This is a genomic window from Campylobacter sp. JMF_14 EL1 (assembly GCF_027737585.1).
In the GTDB taxonomy this organism is placed as follows: domain Bacteria; phylum Campylobacterota; class Campylobacteria; order Campylobacterales; family Campylobacteraceae; genus Campylobacter_B.
This window is the reverse complement of record NZ_JAOVTW010000001.1, coordinates 1-16,571: the sequence shown is the minus strand read 5'-3', so window position 1 is coordinate 16,571 and position 16,571 is coordinate 1. Positions and strand designations below refer to the sequence as shown.

The 16,571-nt window shown below is 42.3% G+C and carries 14 protein-coding genes; 7 read left to right on the top strand and 7 right to left on the bottom strand.

What is annotated here, in order from left to right:
- Nucleotide 1: 1 nt before the first annotated feature.
- From OFN73_RS00070 to OFN73_RS00045, 6 genes are read right to left on the bottom strand one after another with little or no spacing between them, the layout of a single operon-like run.
- Nucleotides 2-1,039 carry a D-alanine--D-alanine ligase gene (locus OFN73_RS00070; protein ID WP_270861683.1) on the bottom strand — a complete coding sequence of 346 codons (1,038 nt, stop codon included), beginning with the start codon at nucleotides 1,037-1,039 and terminating at the stop codon, nucleotides 2-4.
- A 24-nt stretch (nucleotides 1,040-1,063) separates the two neighbouring features.
- Nucleotides 1,064-1,618: a Holliday junction branch migration protein RuvA gene (gene ruvA, locus OFN73_RS00065; protein WP_270861682.1), complete on the bottom strand. Its 555-nt coding sequence runs from the start codon at nucleotides 1,616-1,618 to the stop codon at nucleotides 1,064-1,066.
- Entirely contained in the window at nucleotides 1,615-2,175 is a 561-nt protein-coding gene (locus OFN73_RS00060) for a hypothetical protein (protein WP_270861681.1), read from the bottom strand. Before OFN73_RS00060 ends, ruvA begins: the two co-directional genes overlap by 4 nt.
- 2 nt (nucleotides 2,176-2,177) lie before the next feature.
- On the bottom strand, nucleotides 2,178-3,083 hold the full coding sequence (locus OFN73_RS00055; protein WP_270861680.1) for an MlaD family protein: 906 nt from the start codon (nucleotides 3,081-3,083) through the stop codon (nucleotides 2,178-2,180).
- A 9-nt stretch (nucleotides 3,084-3,092) separates the two neighbouring features.
- Nucleotides 3,093-3,833, bottom strand: coding sequence for an ABC transporter ATP-binding protein (locus tag OFN73_RS00050; protein ID WP_270861679.1), 741 nt, complete (start codon nucleotides 3,831-3,833; stop codon nucleotides 3,093-3,095).
- Entirely contained in the window at nucleotides 3,830-4,933 is a 1,104-nt protein-coding gene (locus OFN73_RS00045) for an MlaE family ABC transporter permease (protein ID WP_270861678.1), read from the bottom strand. Before OFN73_RS00045 ends, OFN73_RS00050 begins: the two co-directional genes overlap by 4 nt.
- An 81-nt stretch (nucleotides 4,934-5,014) precedes the next feature.
- Here OFN73_RS00045 and murJ point away from each other — a divergent pair, with 81 nt between their 5' ends.
- The 4 genes from murJ (at nucleotide 5,015) to OFN73_RS00025 (ending at nucleotide 11,008) form a co-directional block, all read left to right on the top strand.
- Nucleotides 5,015-6,412 carry a murein biosynthesis integral membrane protein MurJ gene (gene murJ / locus OFN73_RS00040; protein ID WP_270861677.1) on the top strand — a complete coding sequence of 466 codons (1,398 nt, stop codon included), beginning with the start codon at nucleotides 5,015-5,017 and terminating at the stop codon, nucleotides 6,410-6,412.
- Entirely contained in the window at nucleotides 6,399-7,802 is a 1,404-nt protein-coding gene (cysS, locus tag OFN73_RS00035; protein ID WP_270861676.1) for a cysteine--tRNA ligase, read from the top strand. The genes murJ and cysS overlap by 14 nt, the downstream gene beginning before the upstream one ends.
- Before the next feature lie 19 nt (nucleotides 7,803-7,821).
- Entirely contained in the window at nucleotides 7,822-9,537 is a 1,716-nt protein-coding gene (locus tag OFN73_RS00030) for an ABC transporter ATP-binding protein (RefSeq protein ID WP_270861675.1), read from the top strand.
- Nucleotides 9,538-9,856: 319 nt separating this feature from the next.
- A complete protein-coding gene (locus OFN73_RS00025) occupies nucleotides 9,857-11,008 on the top strand; it encodes an MFS transporter (RefSeq protein ID WP_270861674.1) in 1,152 nt (383 codons plus the stop codon).
- 542 nt (nucleotides 11,009-11,550) lie between these two features.
- Here OFN73_RS00025 and OFN73_RS00020 read toward each other — a convergent pair.
- Nucleotides 11,551-12,456 carry a LysR family transcriptional regulator gene (locus tag OFN73_RS00020; RefSeq protein WP_270861673.1) on the bottom strand — a complete coding sequence of 302 codons (906 nt, stop codon included), beginning with the start codon at nucleotides 12,454-12,456 and terminating at the stop codon, nucleotides 11,551-11,553.
- A gap of 138 nt (nucleotides 12,457-12,594) precedes the next feature.
- On the opposite strand from OFN73_RS00020, the gene OFN73_RS00015 reads away from it, so the two are divergent.
- From OFN73_RS00015 to sdhE, 3 genes are read left to right on the top strand one after another with little or no spacing between them, the layout of a single operon-like run.
- A complete protein-coding gene (locus tag OFN73_RS00015; RefSeq protein ID WP_270861672.1) occupies nucleotides 12,595-14,454 on the top strand; it encodes an FAD-dependent oxidoreductase in 1,860 nt (619 codons plus the stop codon).
- A complete protein-coding gene (locus tag OFN73_RS00010) occupies nucleotides 14,454-15,425 on the top strand; it encodes a succinate dehydrogenase/fumarate reductase iron-sulfur subunit (protein ID WP_270861671.1) in 972 nt (323 codons plus the stop codon). The genes OFN73_RS00015 and OFN73_RS00010 overlap by 1 nt, the downstream gene beginning before the upstream one ends.
- Before the next feature lie 11 nt (nucleotides 15,426-15,436).
- Nucleotides 15,437-16,294, top strand: a complete 858-nt coding sequence (gene sdhE, locus OFN73_RS00005) for an 8-methylmenaquinol:fumarate reductase membrane anchor subunit (RefSeq protein ID WP_270861670.1) — start codon at nucleotides 15,437-15,439, stop codon at nucleotides 16,292-16,294.
- The last annotated feature ends 277 nt before the right edge of the window (nucleotides 16,295-16,571 follow it).

Genomic DNA, 16,571 nt, shown 5'->3' with positions numbered 1-16,571 from the left:
CTTATTTATTCGCTGAAATTTTTGTTATCAAATCATACGAAATCGGAATTTCCTTAGCCGCCGGAAGCGAAGTAGCTAGCTTGCTCAAAACCTCTGCAAAGTCGCTAAATAGGTAGTTTGCCATACTTCCTGGATTTGGATTTATCTCGTTTAGATACACTTCGTTATTTTGCACGAAAAAATCACACCTAATCAGCGCCCCCTCAAATCCACCGACATTATAAAGCTTGGCAAACGCGTCTTTCATCTTATCCTCGACTGACATACCGATTTGCGCCTCTTCGACCACGCCAGTGCGCGAAAAGTCAAGGTATTTTCTACCAAAATCCAAATATCCCTCTTTTTTCGGCTCTTCGATGAAGGAATATTCGATTTTGCCGTCGATTTTAGCCCCTGCTAGGTTGTATTCTTTGATATTTTCCATATATGGCTCGACGATTGCGCTATCATCTAGCTCATAGACCTTATCTATGCAGTAGTCAAACTCTTTTTCTGATTTTGCTATGCCAATACCGATACTAGAACCCAAATGAGCGGGTTTGATGATGACTGGGAAGTTGAAATTCGGCAAGCTGTTGCGATTGACGATTTCAAATGGCACGGTTTTTACACCTGCGATTTGCGCTAGGTATTTGGTTAAAATTTTGTTGTAGCTTAGCACGCTAGCCTCGATTCTAGGGCCGATATAAGGGATTGAGAAAAACTCAAAAAGGCTTGCGAATTTTCCATCCTCGCCGTCGCAACCATGGATCAAATTCACATAAACGCTCACTTCAAGCATGCTTTTTTTGCCAAACATACCCCCGCTCATATAAAATCCGCCGTTTGAGATATTTAGCTCTTTTGATTTTGTGTATTCGCCGTTTTTGAAATACACTGCGCGCATATTTTTCTCTTCGATTAAGAAAAATCTCCTATCTTTGTCGCAAAAAACAAACGCCAAATTCTCGCCCTTTAACGCGTCTTTGACCGCGATTGCAGAGATTATACTAATCTCGTGTTCGTAACTTTGACCACCAAAAACTATACCGTATTTCATTATTTCTCCTTGTAAATTTTAAATTTATGCTAGTTTTTTCAATGCCTCTTTGATCAAATCAGCCGTATTTGTGCTGACGCAATCAAGCAAAATTTTACTGATTCTATCGCGTTTGAAGCCTAAACTTTCAAGCGCGCTCATCGCCTCTGATTTATACACTTCGCTCTCGCCAAACTCCATTAATTTCGCGTCCCCTAGCTCGGCGATTATGCGCCTAGCTGTCTTTGGGCCGATTCCTGGCACGCTCGTTAGTAGCGCGCTATCGCCTGTGATAATCGCGCGAGAAAAGCTCTCTGCGCTAAGCGATGAGCACACAGCCATTGCCGTGCTAGCCCCTATTCCGCTTAGCTTGATTAGCATTTCAAACATATTTTTCTCTTTTGGCTCCAAAAATCCATAGAGCAAATTTGCGTCCTCTCTGATAATCTGAGTTATCAAAAATTCCACCTTCTCGCCCCGCTCTACCCTAGCGCCGCACCCTAGCGAAATCGCCACAGCATAACTTACGCCACTAGCGCATTTTATCACGCATTTAGTGGGCTCTTTGTGCGTGATGATTCCTTCTAATCCTACTATCATTGAATTGCCTTTAAAATTTCATCAATTGCCAAATTTAACGCCGAATTTGTCGCGTTATAAATGCTTTGTGAGCTTGGATCTGGCACGAAAACTCGCTTTGTAATCACGCCAGATTTTATGCTTTGCACAGCGTTTAAAAACTCGTAGCCAATCGTGATTTTAGCGTGATCGCCATCGACTTGAAGCGTGATAAGCGTGGTTTTTAGGCGCAAATCTCTCTCTTGTGGCACAAAAATCGGATTTAGCGCGCATGTCGAAAACGCCGCGTCGATTAGGGCTTTATAGAGCATTTCGCTTGGCATTGTGATATATTTAGCGTCGCTTGCGTATCTTGTGCGAGATTTCCAATCCACGATTAAAATATCGCGTCTATCGACTAAATTTGTCGCAGTTACACTCTCGATATAGATATTTTTGCGTGAATTTGACTTCGCGGCGCAGTGTTTGTGGTCGTATTTAAGCTCGTAATAAGTATATGGCTTGGCACTCTTTGCCAAACAGCCTCCTAGCAAAGCTCCCGCCAAAACTGCGCTAAAAACGCATAAAATTTTTCTCATTTTCAGTCCTTTTTGGTATCTCTAAAAAAGAATTCATACGGATTTTCTTCTAGCCTAAACATCGCGCCTTGAAATTCTCGCAAAGCCTTGTTAAACTCGGTTAGCGTGGTTTTGGCCTCGTTTAGGGTAGGATCTAGTATGGCTTTGAGATTGTATTCGCCCCGCTCTACGCGCTTTGCCATAATCTGACTTGTTTTTTCGAGCGAATTTGAAAGGCGCGTCGCACTGCTGGCAAAAGCATTAAATTTATCCAAAATTTCGTCTAATTCGTGCTCTCTTTCGTTTAAATTCGTCATTAGGGTGTTGAAATTCGCCATTAATGCGTTTAGTTCGTTAAATTTCTTCTCATCGCTAAGTTCGGCGCTAAATTTATTAAGCGAAGTTAAAATTTCATCGACTTTTTTCATATTATCTTGCGATAAAAGCGAGTTGATTTTAAATATCATCTGCCCTACACTATCTGTGATAACTTCTGCTTTGGAGCCGATTTTATCAAGCAAAGTTTTATCTAGCTCGATGATTGGCCTTTCTTCATTTTCGCTAAATAGCTCGCCACTTCCCTTTGTGATATTTAAAAACGAAATTCCACTAATGCCTTGCGTTTCGACCTTGGCGATACTATCTCGCGAGATAGGGAGTTTGCTTTTAAGCGATACTTCGATTTCGATTATTGCATTTTCGATATCGACAAAATCTATTTTTTTGATGATTCCAGCATTTACGCCGATAAATTTGACATCTGAATTCTCGCGAATTCCAGTCGGAAGCTCTTTGGTGTGGATATAATACGATCTGTAAGTCTCCCTAGTATCGGTGCGAGTTAGCATCCACCACACGAAAGCTGTAAGCGCAAACACACACGCCATAACAAATGCGCCCACGATTGTATATGAGGTTCTATTTTCCAAATTTTGCTCCTATTTCGCTCTCATTTTAAATAGCTCTTCAAGCGGGTTGTTTTCTAGCTTTTCGATTTCGCTCAAAGCCCCTTCGAAGATGATTTTTTTATTATCGACTATCAAAAATCTATCAAGTATATCAAAAATACTATCCACATCGTGCGTTACCATTACTACGGTTACGCCAAGATTATCTCTTAGCTCGCACACTAGCCTATCAAGGGCGCGTGAGCTAAGCGGATCGAGCCCCGAGTTTGGCTCGTCTAAAAATAAAATCTCAGGGCTTAATGCCAATGCCCTAGCGAGCGCAACACGCTTTTTCATACCGCCACTTAGCTCGTTTGGATTTAGCATTGCGCTCTCTTTTTTAAGGCCTACCTTTTGTATCCAAAACATAGCAAGCTCGTTAATCTCTTTGTCACTAAAATTTGAGTATTCGCGCAGTAGCACGCCTACATTTTCTAGCACATTCATCGAGCTATACAGCGCGCCGAATTGAAACATCACACCGCATTTTAGGCGAATTTCATTGCGCCTATCCTCACCCGCGCTCCAAATATCCTCACCAAAAATTTTAATCTCGCCGCTTTTTGGCTGGTTTAGGTAAATTAGCGTCTTCATTAGAGTGGTTTTTCCGCTTCCACTTCCGCCCAAAAAGCCGTAAATTTCAGCCTTTTTCACGCTAAAACTCACATTATCGTGCATTATGCGCGCACCATACGCTGTGGTTACATTTTTTGCGCTTATTATCTCGCTCACAGCCCAATCTCCGAGAAGAGTATCGCAAAAATCGCGTCTATGGCGATGACCCAAAATATCGCATTTACCACGCTAATTGTGGTGTATTCGCCGATACTTTGAGTATTTCCCTTGACCTCAAATCCTCTCATACAGCCAATTATTGCGATAAATGCGCCAAAAAACGGAGCCTTTATCATGCCGGCGAAAAAGTGGCGAATTTCGACATTTGATTTAAATCTATCCAAATAATCCAAAAATCCTATCTCCAAATACGCCTCGCAAACTATCATTTGAGCGAAAATACATATTGAATTTGCGATAAAAATGATAAATGGCATACAAATCACCATAGCCAAAATTCGTGGCATTGAGAGGAAATAAAACGGATCAAAACCCATTGTTTTCATCGCGTCGATCTCTTCTGTGATTTTCATGACGCCAATTTGCGCCGTAAAGCTCGACGCAGAACGCCCAGCAATGACAATCGCTGCGATTAGCGGGGCAATCTCGCGCATAGTTAGAGCGCCCATAATATCGATGATATAAATACTAGCCCCAAACTGCGATAGCATGTCCGCGCCAATGTAAGCTAGCACCACGCCGATTAAAAACGCGGTCAAAGCCACGATAAAAAGCGAATCAATGCCGTTATCTTTGATAAAATTTACGGTCTCTTTGAGGCGAAATTTGCGCGGGTGCAAAAATAGCGAAAATATCTTGCAAAAAAACTCGCCCAAAAATGTGGCTAGATTTACAATCCCAGCCCAGCCTGCGCAAAAATACAGCCCTATTTGAGCCAAAATCCCCATACCATGCACTTTTGGCATAAAATTATGGTCTATGCTCTCATCGCTAATAAATTCGAAAATTTTCTCTATTTTTGGATTTTGGCTCCTAAATTCCACGCTTTTGCCACGCATTAAATTTTTAATGCTATAAGCCATGAAATAATCCAGCTTTTCGACATTTGTAAAATCTGCTACGAAATTGTCTAAATTTGATAGTGTTTTTTTAAGTAAATCAAGCTGTTTTTTTCCGCTTCGATATGTCCAGCTACCCTCAAATTTTAGGGTTTTGATGAAGTTTTGCGTATCGAGCGAAAATGGCAAATTTTGCAAAATATCCTCTTTCAAAATCAAAAAATAGGCGAAATTATATTATAATCTATCTTTTTATTTTATAAAATTTAACGAGGAATTATGTTTAGAGGGTTTTTTACAAACAGCGTCGGAACGCTAGCTTCTCGCATTTTGGGCTTTGTGCGCGATTTGCTGACGGCTTCAATTTTGGGCGCTGGTGTGTATAGCGATATATTTTTTGTGGCGTTTAAACTGCCAAATTTATTTAGACGACTTTTTGGTGAGGGTGCCTTTACGCAGGCGTTTTTGCCAAATTTTACCGCTTCGAAAAAAAAGGGGATTTTCGCAGCTTCCGTGCTGATTAGATTTTTTCTTTTTATTTTGTTTTTAACTGCGGTTGTATGGGTGTTTGCGCCGTTTTTTACTAAAATTTTAGCTTATGGTTTTTCGGACGAGCAAATCACCTTGGCAACGCCATTTGTGCGCATAAATTTCATATATCTAGCTTTTATTTTTATCGTTACGCTTTTTGCTTCGATGCTGCAATACCGCGATCATTTCGCCACTACGGCATTTTCGACCGCTTTATTAAATTTAGCTATGATTGCCACCTTGCTTTTGGCTCGTGGCAAAGATGAGCGAAGTATCGTTTTGTATCTATCTTGTGGCGTCGTAGCGGGCGGGTTTTTGCAGTTTTTGGTGCATGTGTATGCGCTGAAATTTACCGGTATGCTAAGAGTGCTATTGGGTGGATTTGCTAGGCTAAAAAACGGCGCAAAAGCGCAAACTAAGGGCTTTTATAACAACTTTTTTGCCGGAGTTGTAGGGGCTAGCGCTTTGCAACTTAGCTCATTTATAGATACATTTTTTGCTAGCTTTTTAGCCAGCGGAAGTATCAGCTATCTATACTACGCAAACCGCATTTTTCAGCTTCCGCTCGCACTTTTTGCAATCGCGCTTAGCACGGCGATTTTTCCGCGCCTAACCAAACAAATCAAAACAAACAACCAAAAAGAGGCACTAAATTTAATCGAGCGCGGATTTTACATGCTTTTGGCACTTTTGGCACTCTCCACAATCGGCGGAATCATGCTCTCACACGAGATTACCAAAATTTTATTTGAGCGCGGAAATTTCACCGCCACTAACACGACCCAATGCGCGGCTGTTTTGGCAGCGTATATGGTGGGACTGCTGCCGTTTGGGCTATCGCGCATTTTTTCGCACTGGCTGTATGCGCACATGAAACAAAAGCTAAGTGCGAAAATTTCGCTTTGGTGCGTGTTTATAAATGTAGTTTTGTGCGCACTATTCTTTAAACCATTTGGGGCTGTGGGTTTGGCGCTTGCTAGCTCGATTACAGGGGGATTTTTGTTTGTTTTCAATCTCTATTTTTTTGGATTTAATAACTTTTTAGCTATAATCAAGGCTAAAAAAATCCTTCTAATTCTAGGGCTTTGCGCGCTTGAAATAGGAATTTTATATGTTTTAAAAGGTTTATATTATGGTAATTTATGATACTGCAAGTAAAAAAAAGGTCGAATTTATCCCGCTTAACGAAGATGAGATTAAAATTTATGTCTGCGGGCCGACTGTGTATGATGACGCGCATTTGGGGCATGCTAAAAGCGCGATTAGCTTTGATTTGCTTAGGCGCGCGTTAGAAGCGCAGGGCAAAAATGTGAAATTTGCCAGAAATTTCACCGATATCGACGATAAAATTTTAAAAAAAATGAGTGAGAGTGGAAAAACTCTAAGCGAAATTACAGAATTTTACACCAAGCGATATTTGGACGATATGAGCGCGCTAAATGTCCGTGACGCCGACATTTCGCCCAAAGCGACCGAAAATATTAATGAAATTTGCGCCCTTGTTTCAAATTTGCTAAATTTGGGCTATGCGTATGAAATTTCAGGCGATGGAATATACTTTGATACCACCAAAGATAGCGATTATTTAAGCCTTAGTGGCAAAAAAGCAGAGGATCAAAACAGCGAGTTTGCGCGCGTGATTTCAAACGAGCAGAAAAAAAATGAAAAAGATTTCGCGCTGTGGAAATTCGATGAGGCGTGGTTTGAGGCGCCATTTGGGCGTGGCAGACCTGGCTGGCATAGCGAGTGTGTGGCGATGATTTTAGCCCATTTAGATAGCCATGACGCCGAATTTTGCATTGATATCCACGCTGGCGGGGCTGATTTGCTCTTCCCGCACCACGAAAACGAGGCTGCGCAGTGCAGATGTAGCGAGCATAGAGCCTTGGCTAAATACTGGATGCACAATGGCTTTGTGCAGGTAAATAACGAAAAAATGAGCAAAAGTCTAGGCAATAGCTTTTTTGTCAAAGACGCCCTAGCCCTCGTGCCTGGCGAGGCTTTGAGGTTTTATTTGATGAGTTCGCATTATAGGGCAAATTTCAACTACACAATCGATGATTTGCTAGCCTGCAAAAAACGCCTTGATAAAATTTACCGCCTTAAAAAAAGGGTGAATATGGCGCAAAATTTGCCTTGCGAGCAAGCCAAATTTAGGGGCAAAATTTTAGAGTTTTTAAATGATGATCTAAACACATCTGGCGCGCTTGCCTGTGTCGATGAAATGGTGTCTTGCGCAAATGAAGCACTCGATAAAAACCCAAAAGATAAGGCTTTTAAAGCGCAAATTTTAGCAAATTTAGAATTTGTCAAAAACACCCTTGGCGTGCTTTATATGGACGAGGTTAGCTATTTTCAATTTGGCGTAAGTGATGATGAGAGAGCCGAAATTTTGCGTCTAATCGAGCAAAGAAGCGAAGCTAAAAAGCAGAAAAATTTCGCCCTAGCCGATGAAATTCGCGCCAAACTTACAGCGATGAAAATCGAGATTATGGATACGCCAAGTGGCACGATTTGGGAAAAAAGCGCGCAATAAGTAAATTTAAGGAAGAGTTTTGAACGATTTTAAGACCATTTTGACAAGATTTAAACCATTTTTGATTGATTATAAAATCCAGTTTGCGCTGGCATTTTTGGGTATGATTATGACCTCGCTTGCGACATCAGCGAGTGCGTATTTGGTAAAACCGGTGCTTGATTATATCTTTGTCGAGAAAAACACCCTTTATCTCTACCCGCTTGCGTTTGCGATTATAGCGGTGTTTGCGATGAAAAGCGCTGGCACATTTATCCAGACATACTACACTTCATTTATCGGGCAAGATACCGTGCGCAGACTGCGCGATTTGCTCGTTTCAAAGCTAATTAGGCTAGATTTGAAATTTTTCAACACTCACAGCACGGGCGAGTTGATTTCTAGGACGATGAACGATATCGAGCGAATCCGCACTGTGGTTTCAAACATGATACCTGATTTTGTGACGCAAATCATCACTATTTTTGGGCTTCTTGGCGTGGTGATTTACAATAGCCCTAAGCTTTCGTTTTTTGCGCTCGTGGTCTTTCCGGCTGCGATTTATCCGCTATCGCGCCTAGCCAAACGCATGAAAAAGGTCTCGCGCCAATCGCTAGAAAAGACCTCTGATATCACATCGGCTCTAAATCAAATTTTTACAAATATCGAAATCGTAAAGGCCAGCAACGCCCAAAATTTCGAGGTAAAACACTTCGAGGAAGAAAACTCAAAATTTTTCAAGCTAAATTTAAAGGCAATAATTACAAACTCGCTCGTAAGCCCCGTAATGGAAATGCTTGGCGCACTTGGCGTGGCTGTGGTTATCATCGTAGGTGGCAAAGAGGTCATCGATGGCAAGATGAGCATAGGAAGCTTTTTTAGCTTTTTAACCGCGCTTTTTATGGTCTATACGCCGATAAAAAAGGTCTCATCACTGCATAATAAAATGCAAGACGCCACGGCCGCTACTGAGCGGACTTTCGAGTTAATTGATTTAGAGCCAGCCATAATCGGCGGAAGCCTAAAAATGGGCGATATATCCACGCTGACTTTCGAAAATGTCTCGCTTAGCTATGATGAAAAAATCGCGCTAAAAGATATAAATTTTAGCGTCAAAAAGGGGCAAATTTTAGCCCTTGTGGGAAATAGCGGCGGTGGCAAAAGCTCGGTAGTAAATCTCATAATGCGCTACTACGACGCCAAAAGCGGCAATATACTTTTTGACGGCAACGAGATTAGCGAATTTGACATCGCAAGCCTGAGGGATAATATCGGCTTTGTGAGCCAGCGAATTTATATTTTTAACGATACAATCGCTGCAAATGTCAGCTACGGCGCCGAATTTGACGAAGAGCGCGTCATAAACGCCCTGCGCCTTGCCAATGCTTATGAATTTGTCGCCAAGATGGAAGATGGCATAAACACGCTTTTAAGCGAGTTTGGCGCAAACCTCTCAGGCGGACAGCGCCAGCGCATAGCGATTGCGCGCGCGCTGTATAAAAACCCGCAAATTCTCATTTTCGACGAAGCCACGAGTGCGCTAGATAACGCCAGCGAAAAGGAAATCTCATCTGTCATAGAAAAGATAAAGTCCGATAAAATCGTCATACTCATCGCCCACCGCTTATCCACTATCAAAAACGCCAGCCAAATCGCTGTGGTCAAAAACGGCGAGATTATCGCAATGGGAGATGATGAAACACTAAGCGCGAATTGCGATGAATACAGGATTTTAAAGGGTCTAGCGAAGGATTAAATTTTGCAAAATTTGCCCAAATTTCGCGCCCAATTTGTCATTGCGAGAATTTAAAATTCCTTGCGATAAATTCACTGTCATTGCAAGAATTTTGCGCCCAATTTGTCATTGCGAGAATTTTGCGTTAGCAAAATTCGTGGCAATCTACGACTTTAAAATTTAAGGTCAGTATTTTTGCAAATTTTTCGTCAAATTTGTCATTGCAAAAATTTTGCGCTTGCTTGCTACGCTAAAACAATCGCAAATTTTGCAAATTTAACCTTGAATTTTTCAAATTTCGAGTAAAATACTAGCTTGAATTTCAATTTTTAGGATATTTATGTTTAAAAGCCTGCGTGCGGCAAGGACGCTAAGTGCGCTATTTCTAGCGATTTTTTTTATGTTTATCGGGGACGCGCTAGCCCTATCATCAGCCGGCGTCATACTCAAAATGCGAGGCCAAAGCGACCTAATCATCGGCATTATCTCATCGTTTTTCTTCTTAGGCGCCATTTCTAGCGTGTTTTTCACGCCAACGATCATCGGCCGCTTCGCCCATGTGCGCTCGTATTATATTTTTAGCGTGGTTTTCGCGCTGTGCGCCCTAGCCCACGATATCAGCGCAAATTTGGCATTTTGGGCGATACTTCGCTTCGGGCTTGGGTTTTGCTACTACGCACTTTTGATGATAATCGAAAGCTGGATCAACTCCAAAATCACAAATTCTATCCGCTCACGCGTCCTAGCCGTGTATGAGATCGTATTTTACGGCGCATTTACCGTGGGCGTGGGGATAATCGCGCTAAATTTAAGTGCAAATTTAATCTTTTTTCTAAGCGGATTTTTCATACTTTTTGGGCTAGTGCCTTTGAAATTTATGCGTTTCAACCCGCCCGCAAAAGCGCAAAAAGCCACAATCTGCATGCCAAAAATCTCGGTTCTACCGCCACTTGCGCTTGCGACGGCAGTTTGTGGCGGGATTTTGATAAACGGATTTTTTTCAATGGCGAGCGTGTATGTGCTAAGCAGTGGAAATGTCAGCCAAGTGGGCTGGTTCATGGGGCTAGCCATGGTCGGAGGCTTCATTTCGCAGATTTTTGCTAGCCCCGTGTCTGATTTTTTCGGCAGGCGCAAGGCGATAATGCTAGTGTGCGCAATCGGCGCATGCTCGGCGCTGGGGCTATTTGCCACCAGGAATTTCGAGGTCAAATGCGCCCTAGCCTTTTTGCTAGGATTTGGCGTTTTTCCGCTATACTCGCTCGCAATCGCGCGCGCGAACGATTCTTTTACGAACAGCTCCTCAATCTCGCGCGTGCAAATCTCGGCCTCGCTTTTGTTTTCGTATTCGCTCTCATCGTTTTTCTCGCCCATAATCATAGGCGGGGCGATGAAAGTTTTCGGCGCAGAGGGGTTTAGCGCGGTATTTTTCGTAGCAATGGTGTTTTTGCTCGTTTTCGCATACTTCCGCCCCGAAATCGCCCCTAAAATTTAAAATTTGTTAGATTTGTCATTGCGAGAATTTTGCGTAGAAAAATTCGTGGCAATCTACGAATTTAAAATTTAAGGTCAGTGTTTTTGCAAATTTTAGCGTAAGGAATTTAAAACTCGTAGATTGCTTCGTCGCTGTAAAACAGCTCCTCGCAATGACAATGGCAAGCAAATTTTGCATAATTTGTCATTGCGAGATTTACGAAGTAAATCGAAGCAATCTACGAGCCAAAATTACCAAACGCTAAATTTTCGCTGTCATTGCGAGCTTTCGCAGTAAGTGAAGCAATCCAGAAAAATTTAGAGCAAAATTCTACTTAAATTTAGCATTGAACGATTTTATGAATTTAACCTGTGCCGTGAAATTCTCTGTAAGGGGGAAGGGGGCTTGAATTGCGAGGTCGCGCCCCTTCCCCCTTACAAACCCCCAACCCCCGACGACGCTTTTAAGGTGGCTAAATTTAAAGCGAAGCTTTAAATTTAGCTGGTTTGATTTTTACGGAAATGCTTTGCTTTTCTTTGCAACAAGAAAAAAGACAAAATTTTTTAAATTTTACCCGCTAGCTCTTTGGCAAGAACAATAAATGCCTTTTCGATTTTGCTTAATTTTTTGTCTTTTTTATAGGCCAAAACCAAAGTTTTCGTTTCATTAAATTCTGAAATTTTAAAAAGTTTTATCAAATTTGCTTTATCGCTTTTTATCATTTGCGGTATCGTAAAGCACGCTCCCACGCCATTTGCGACGATAGTGTTGGCTATCTCAAAGGTTTCGATTTCGCACAAAATTTTTGGCTCTATCTCACACTGCGCAAACAGCTCATCATAGCCCTTTCGTGAGCGCAAATTTTGCGTTGGCAGGATAAATTTCTCGTTTTTTACCAAATTTATCGAAATCTCTGGGTATTTTTCGTCCCTAAATTTCAGCGACAAAGGGTGGGTGCTAGGCAGAGCCAAATAGACATTTTGTGTCAAAATTTCAGTGTATTCCAAACCCTGCGTATCGATAGGCAGTATCAGCATGCCTACATCTAGTTCATTGTCAAGTATCATCTGCCTAATCCTCAGCGTCGAGCCATACTGCGTGATTTTGGCGTCGATATCTTTGTATTTTTTTACAAAATTTGAAAGCAAATTTGGCAAAAGTATATAGCCGTTTTGCGAAAAACCGAGCGAAATTTTACCTTTTCTTAAAGAGTTGAAATTTGAAATTTCAGTGTGTAAATCATCTAAAATTCCCAAAATCAACCTTGTTTTTTCGAGATAAATTTCACCTGCTTGGGTTAAGGCTATGGGATTTTCTTTGCGATTAAAAATCTCAATCCCTAGCTCTTTTTCAAGTGCAGCTATGCTTTGAGAAAGCGATGGTTGCGGGATTTTGAGTGCATTTGCGGCTTTGGTGAAGCTTCTAAGCTCCGCCACTTTTAGCACGAGTTCCATGCGTCTAAATCTCATTTTCTACCCCCTGTGATATAAAAAATCTTATGAGATTATATCATTAATAATATTTGACTTATATTAAATATTAGGCTAAATTTTGCCCATTAGTTTTATTTTTTAAGACTGATTTAAAATTCCCTGTAAGGAGAGATAATGAAAGAGCAAAATTTCAGCAGACGCGATTTTATCAAATCCGCCTGTATCGGCGTTGGTGCGCTTGGTATGGCAAGCAATGGCCTAGCTAGCGACGCACCAAAAGACGAAAATGGCAACCCAAAACCACTTGGCAACGCTAATGGCCTACCAAGCGTCGATGTTTTGGTGATCGGCTCAGGTGGCGCAGGTCTAAGAGCAGCGGTCGCAGTCCGCAAGAAAAACCCAAATCTTGGCGTCGTCGTCGTAAATAAAGGTATGCCTTCTCGCAACGCGACCTGTATGGCTGAGGGCGGAATCAACGGCATTATCGACTTCGAGCACGGCGACAACCACGAACTTCACATGTTTGATACTATCAAGGGAGGCGACTATCTAGGCGATCAAGACGCAATCGAAAATTTCGCTATCAAAGCCACAGAGGCAATCCATGAGCTAAACAACGCAGGTATGCCATTTAACCGCATGGCTGACCGCACAGTTGCGCGCCGTTTCGCAGGTGGCGCGAAATACGAGCGTTGCAACTACGCAGCCGATAAAACAGGCGCTAGTATGATGCACACATGCCTAGATCAGGCGATTTCAAGCGGAGTGAAATTTTTGCTCGATCACTATTTGCTAGACATTAGCGTGGAAGATGGCAAATGCGAGGGCGTAGTCTTGCTAGATATCAAAACCGGCGATGTAGTCCCAGTGCTAGCCAAAGCCGTAGTTTTGGCTACTGGCGGTTATACTAGGGTGTTTTTCAACCGCACCTCTGTGCCATTTAACGCCTCAGGCGATGGCATAGCAGCAGCACTTCGCGCAGGCCTAGCTTTTAAAGATCCTGAAATGCTTCAATTTCACCCAACAGGCGTTAGAAACGGTGGCGCGCTAATCACAGAGGCTGCCCGCGGATTAGGCGGAATTTTGCTAAATAATCAAGGCGAGAGATTTATGGAGCGATATTCGGCTAAAAAAGAGTTAGCCCCACGCGATATCGTAGCGCGTTCAATCGAGACTGAAATTCGCGAAGGTAGAGCATTTGGCGAAGGTATGGGCGCGTATGTATTGCTAGATGTATCCTTCTTAGGCGAAGAAAAGATTATGAACGAACTACCGCAAATTCGCCATGTCGGAATGCTTTTTGAAAACATGGACTTAGTAAAAGAACCAATCAAAATTCGCCCGACCGCGCACTACTCAATGGGCGGAATCGAAACTGCTGATTATAAAGTAATGAGCACTCAAATGCCAGGACTTTTCGCTGTGGGCGAGACAAGTTGTGCTTCGATTCACGGCGCAAACCGCCTGGGAGGAAATAGCCTAACAGACGCAGCTGTAACTGGTAAAATCGGCGGCGAAGGTGCGGCTGATTATGCAGCAGCTAATCCTACATTTGGTTCAGGCAAAAAAGCGCAAGAACTAGCAGATATGTGGAGAGCCAAAATCAAAGAGATCACAAGCGGAAATGGCGACGCAAACGAACTTTACGCATTAAGAGAAGAATTTGGCAAAGCAAACTGGGATAATATGGGGATTTTCAGAACTGGCGAAAAACTAGAAAAACATGTTGAGGATCTAAAAGAATTCCAAAAACGCCATGCTAATTTAAAAATCGCAAATCCAAATTTGAAATTTAATACAGCTTTGATTGATTATTTAGAGCTTGGCAACCTAATCACACTCGCAAGATGTGCTTGTATCGGCGCTCTAAGACGCGAAGAGAGCCGTGGTGCGCATACAAGAGAGGATTTCCCTAAACGAGATGACGCGAATTTCTTAAAACACACATTAGTTACACTAAAAGACGGCGAACCACAAGTTGATTACACCGAGGTTAGAATAACTAAATTTCAACCACAAGAAAGGAAATACTAATGAAAATTATCATTGATAGATTTGACGGCACCAAAAAATATGTAAGCACTTACGAAGTAGATAACGAAAAAGCCAAAGAAATGACGCTTTTAATGCTACTTCAATACATTAAACAAAATTTAGACATTACTCTAAATTTCACAGCAGCGTGCCGTATGGCGATATGTGGCGCTTGTGGTGTGAGAGTAAATGGCCATGCGTATCTAGCATGTGATACCAAAATGACAGAGCTACTCGAAGAATACGACAACGCTGATGAGTTTAGAATTTCACCACTTGCGAATTTCACGGTTATTAATGATTTAGTAGTCGATTGGGAGCCTAGCATTGATAATTTGCGCAAGGTTCGCCCTGGAATCAACCCAGGCAGCGAATACAACAGCCAAAAAGGTGTCGAGCAATCCCAAGAGCAGATAAATTTCATCAAAAAATCCTGGGACTGCATTTTATGCGGTTGCTGTGCGTCAGAGTGTAACAAACTAGGCGCGGACGCAAATGATTATATGCAACCATTTGTCTTTGTTCATGCGTTTCGCTCTGCTTATGATTCACGCGAGTCTGAGCCACTAACTCACCTAAAACCAGCTATTACAAACGGTTTGTGGAACTGCGTGCATTGCCAAGAGTGTATGGATAGATGTCCAAAAGGCATTAGCGCATGGCAAGATATATCAATGCTAAGAGCAATGGCTATGCAAAAAAATATCATGACAGATGTTAGCGGTCCAGGACACGCTGAGGCGTTCTTACTTGATATGGTCGAGGGCGATGGACGCCTAAATGAAATCAAACTAGCCCTTCGCTCAGAGAGTATCTGGGGCAATGTCGGCAAAACAGGCATTGCAGTGGATTTGATGATGGCTGGCAAGATGAATCCGCTCCATGTCTTTGGTGGCGAAAAAATCGAAGGACACGACGATTTAGTCAAAATGGTAGAAGCTGCACGCGCGGCGCAAAACAAAAGCAAATAAAAGGATAAATTATGAGTAAAGAATTTGCATTTTTCCCAGGCTGTGTTTTAAGCCAAGCAGCAAAAGAGTCAAAAATTTCAATCGAAGCAATCGCGCCGATTTTAGGATACAAGCTAAATGAGATTAAGGGTTGGAGCTGTTGCGGTGCCTCTCAGGCACAATGCGTCGATCCCGAGGCTTCATTAGTAGCAAATGCGCGAAATTTAGCCCTTGCAGAGGGTATGAATATGCCTGTGCTAACTACTTGCTCGACATGTATGCTAACCCTAAGCAAGGCAAAACAATCCCTAGATATGGGCGCGAAAAACCGCATAAACGAGTTTTTGAAAGTCGGAAATATGGAGTATAAAGGCTCGGTCGAGGTTACAAGCCTACTTTGGGAGCTTTATCAGGATTTAGACAATCTCAAATCAAAGGTGAAAAAACCGCTTTCAGGGCTAAAAGTAGCGCTTTTTTATGGTTGCCACAGCTTGCGCCCAGAGCGAGTGCTTAAAAAAGAGAGCTCAACAAACCCAAAAAGCTTTGAAGCCGTAGTTGGCGCGCTTGGAGCTACAATCGTGCCATTTGAAAAAAGGCTTGATTGCTGTGGTTTCCACGCTAGCTATCCAGCGGTAAAATCAGTGCAAAAAATGTCTAGCGAGATCGTCGGCGACGCCGATAAAAACGGCGCAGATGTCGTGGTAACTCCATGTCCATTGTGTCAAATGCAACTTGATATCTACCAAGACCGCTATCAAGACGCGCAAGGTAGCAAAATCCGCAAGCCGATTATCCACCTATCTCAGCTCGTTGGCCTTGCACTCGGACTTAGCGATAAAGAACTAGGTCTTGATATAAATATCCAAGACGCGACAAAATTAGTGTCGTAAGTGTGAAATTTGGGGCGAATTTGACTAAATTTCGCCCTGAATTTCGCCAAAATTTAAAATTTGATAAATTTCAGCAACCTCCCGCTAGCGCGGGAGAACTCAAAGTATCCTTCCTTTCAATTTACTTTTTCTCGCAATGCTTACAACCTGCATTGCGAGAAATGCGAAGCATTTCCGTAAAAATAAAACCAGCTAAATTTAGAAAAACGAAGTTTTTCTAAATTTAGCCACTTCTAAGGTTTTACAGGGGTGGGGGTTGGTAAGGGGGAGGGTAGCG

What these genes read in the sequence shown, in the direction of transcription:
- OFN73_RS00070 (WP_270861683.1), bottom strand. Translation starts at nt 1,039, where the DNA reads ATGAAATACGGTATAGTTTTTGGTGGTCAAAGTTACGAACACGAGATT.
- ruvA (WP_270861682.1), bottom strand. Translation starts at nt 1,618, where the DNA reads ATGATAGTAGGATTAGAAGGAATCATCACGCACAAAGAGCCCACTAAA.
- OFN73_RS00060 (WP_270861681.1), bottom strand. Translation starts at nt 2,175, where the DNA reads ATGAGAAAAATTTTATGCGTTTTTAGCGCAGTTTTGGCGGGAGCTTTG.
- murJ (WP_270861677.1), top strand. Translation starts at nt 5,015, where the DNA reads ATGTTTAGAGGGTTTTTTACAAACAGCGTCGGAACGCTAGCTTCTCGC.
- cysS (WP_270861676.1), top strand. Translation starts at nt 6,399, where the DNA reads ATGGTAATTTATGATACTGCAAGTAAAAAAAAGGTCGAATTTATCCCG.
- OFN73_RS00025 (WP_270861674.1), top strand. Translation starts at nt 9,857, where the DNA reads ATGTTTAAAAGCCTGCGTGCGGCAAGGACGCTAAGTGCGCTATTTCTA.
- OFN73_RS00020 (WP_270861673.1), bottom strand. Translation starts at nt 12,456, where the DNA reads ATGAGATTTAGACGCATGGAACTCGTGCTAAAAGTGGCGGAGCTTAGA.
- OFN73_RS00015 (WP_270861672.1), top strand. Translation starts at nt 12,595, where the DNA reads ATGAAAGAGCAAAATTTCAGCAGACGCGATTTTATCAAATCCGCCTGT.
- OFN73_RS00010 (WP_270861671.1), top strand. Translation starts at nt 14,454, where the DNA reads ATGAAAATTATCATTGATAGATTTGACGGCACCAAAAAATATGTAAGC.
- sdhE (WP_270861670.1), top strand. Translation starts at nt 15,437, where the DNA reads ATGAGTAAAGAATTTGCATTTTTCCCAGGCTGTGTTTTAAGCCAAGCA.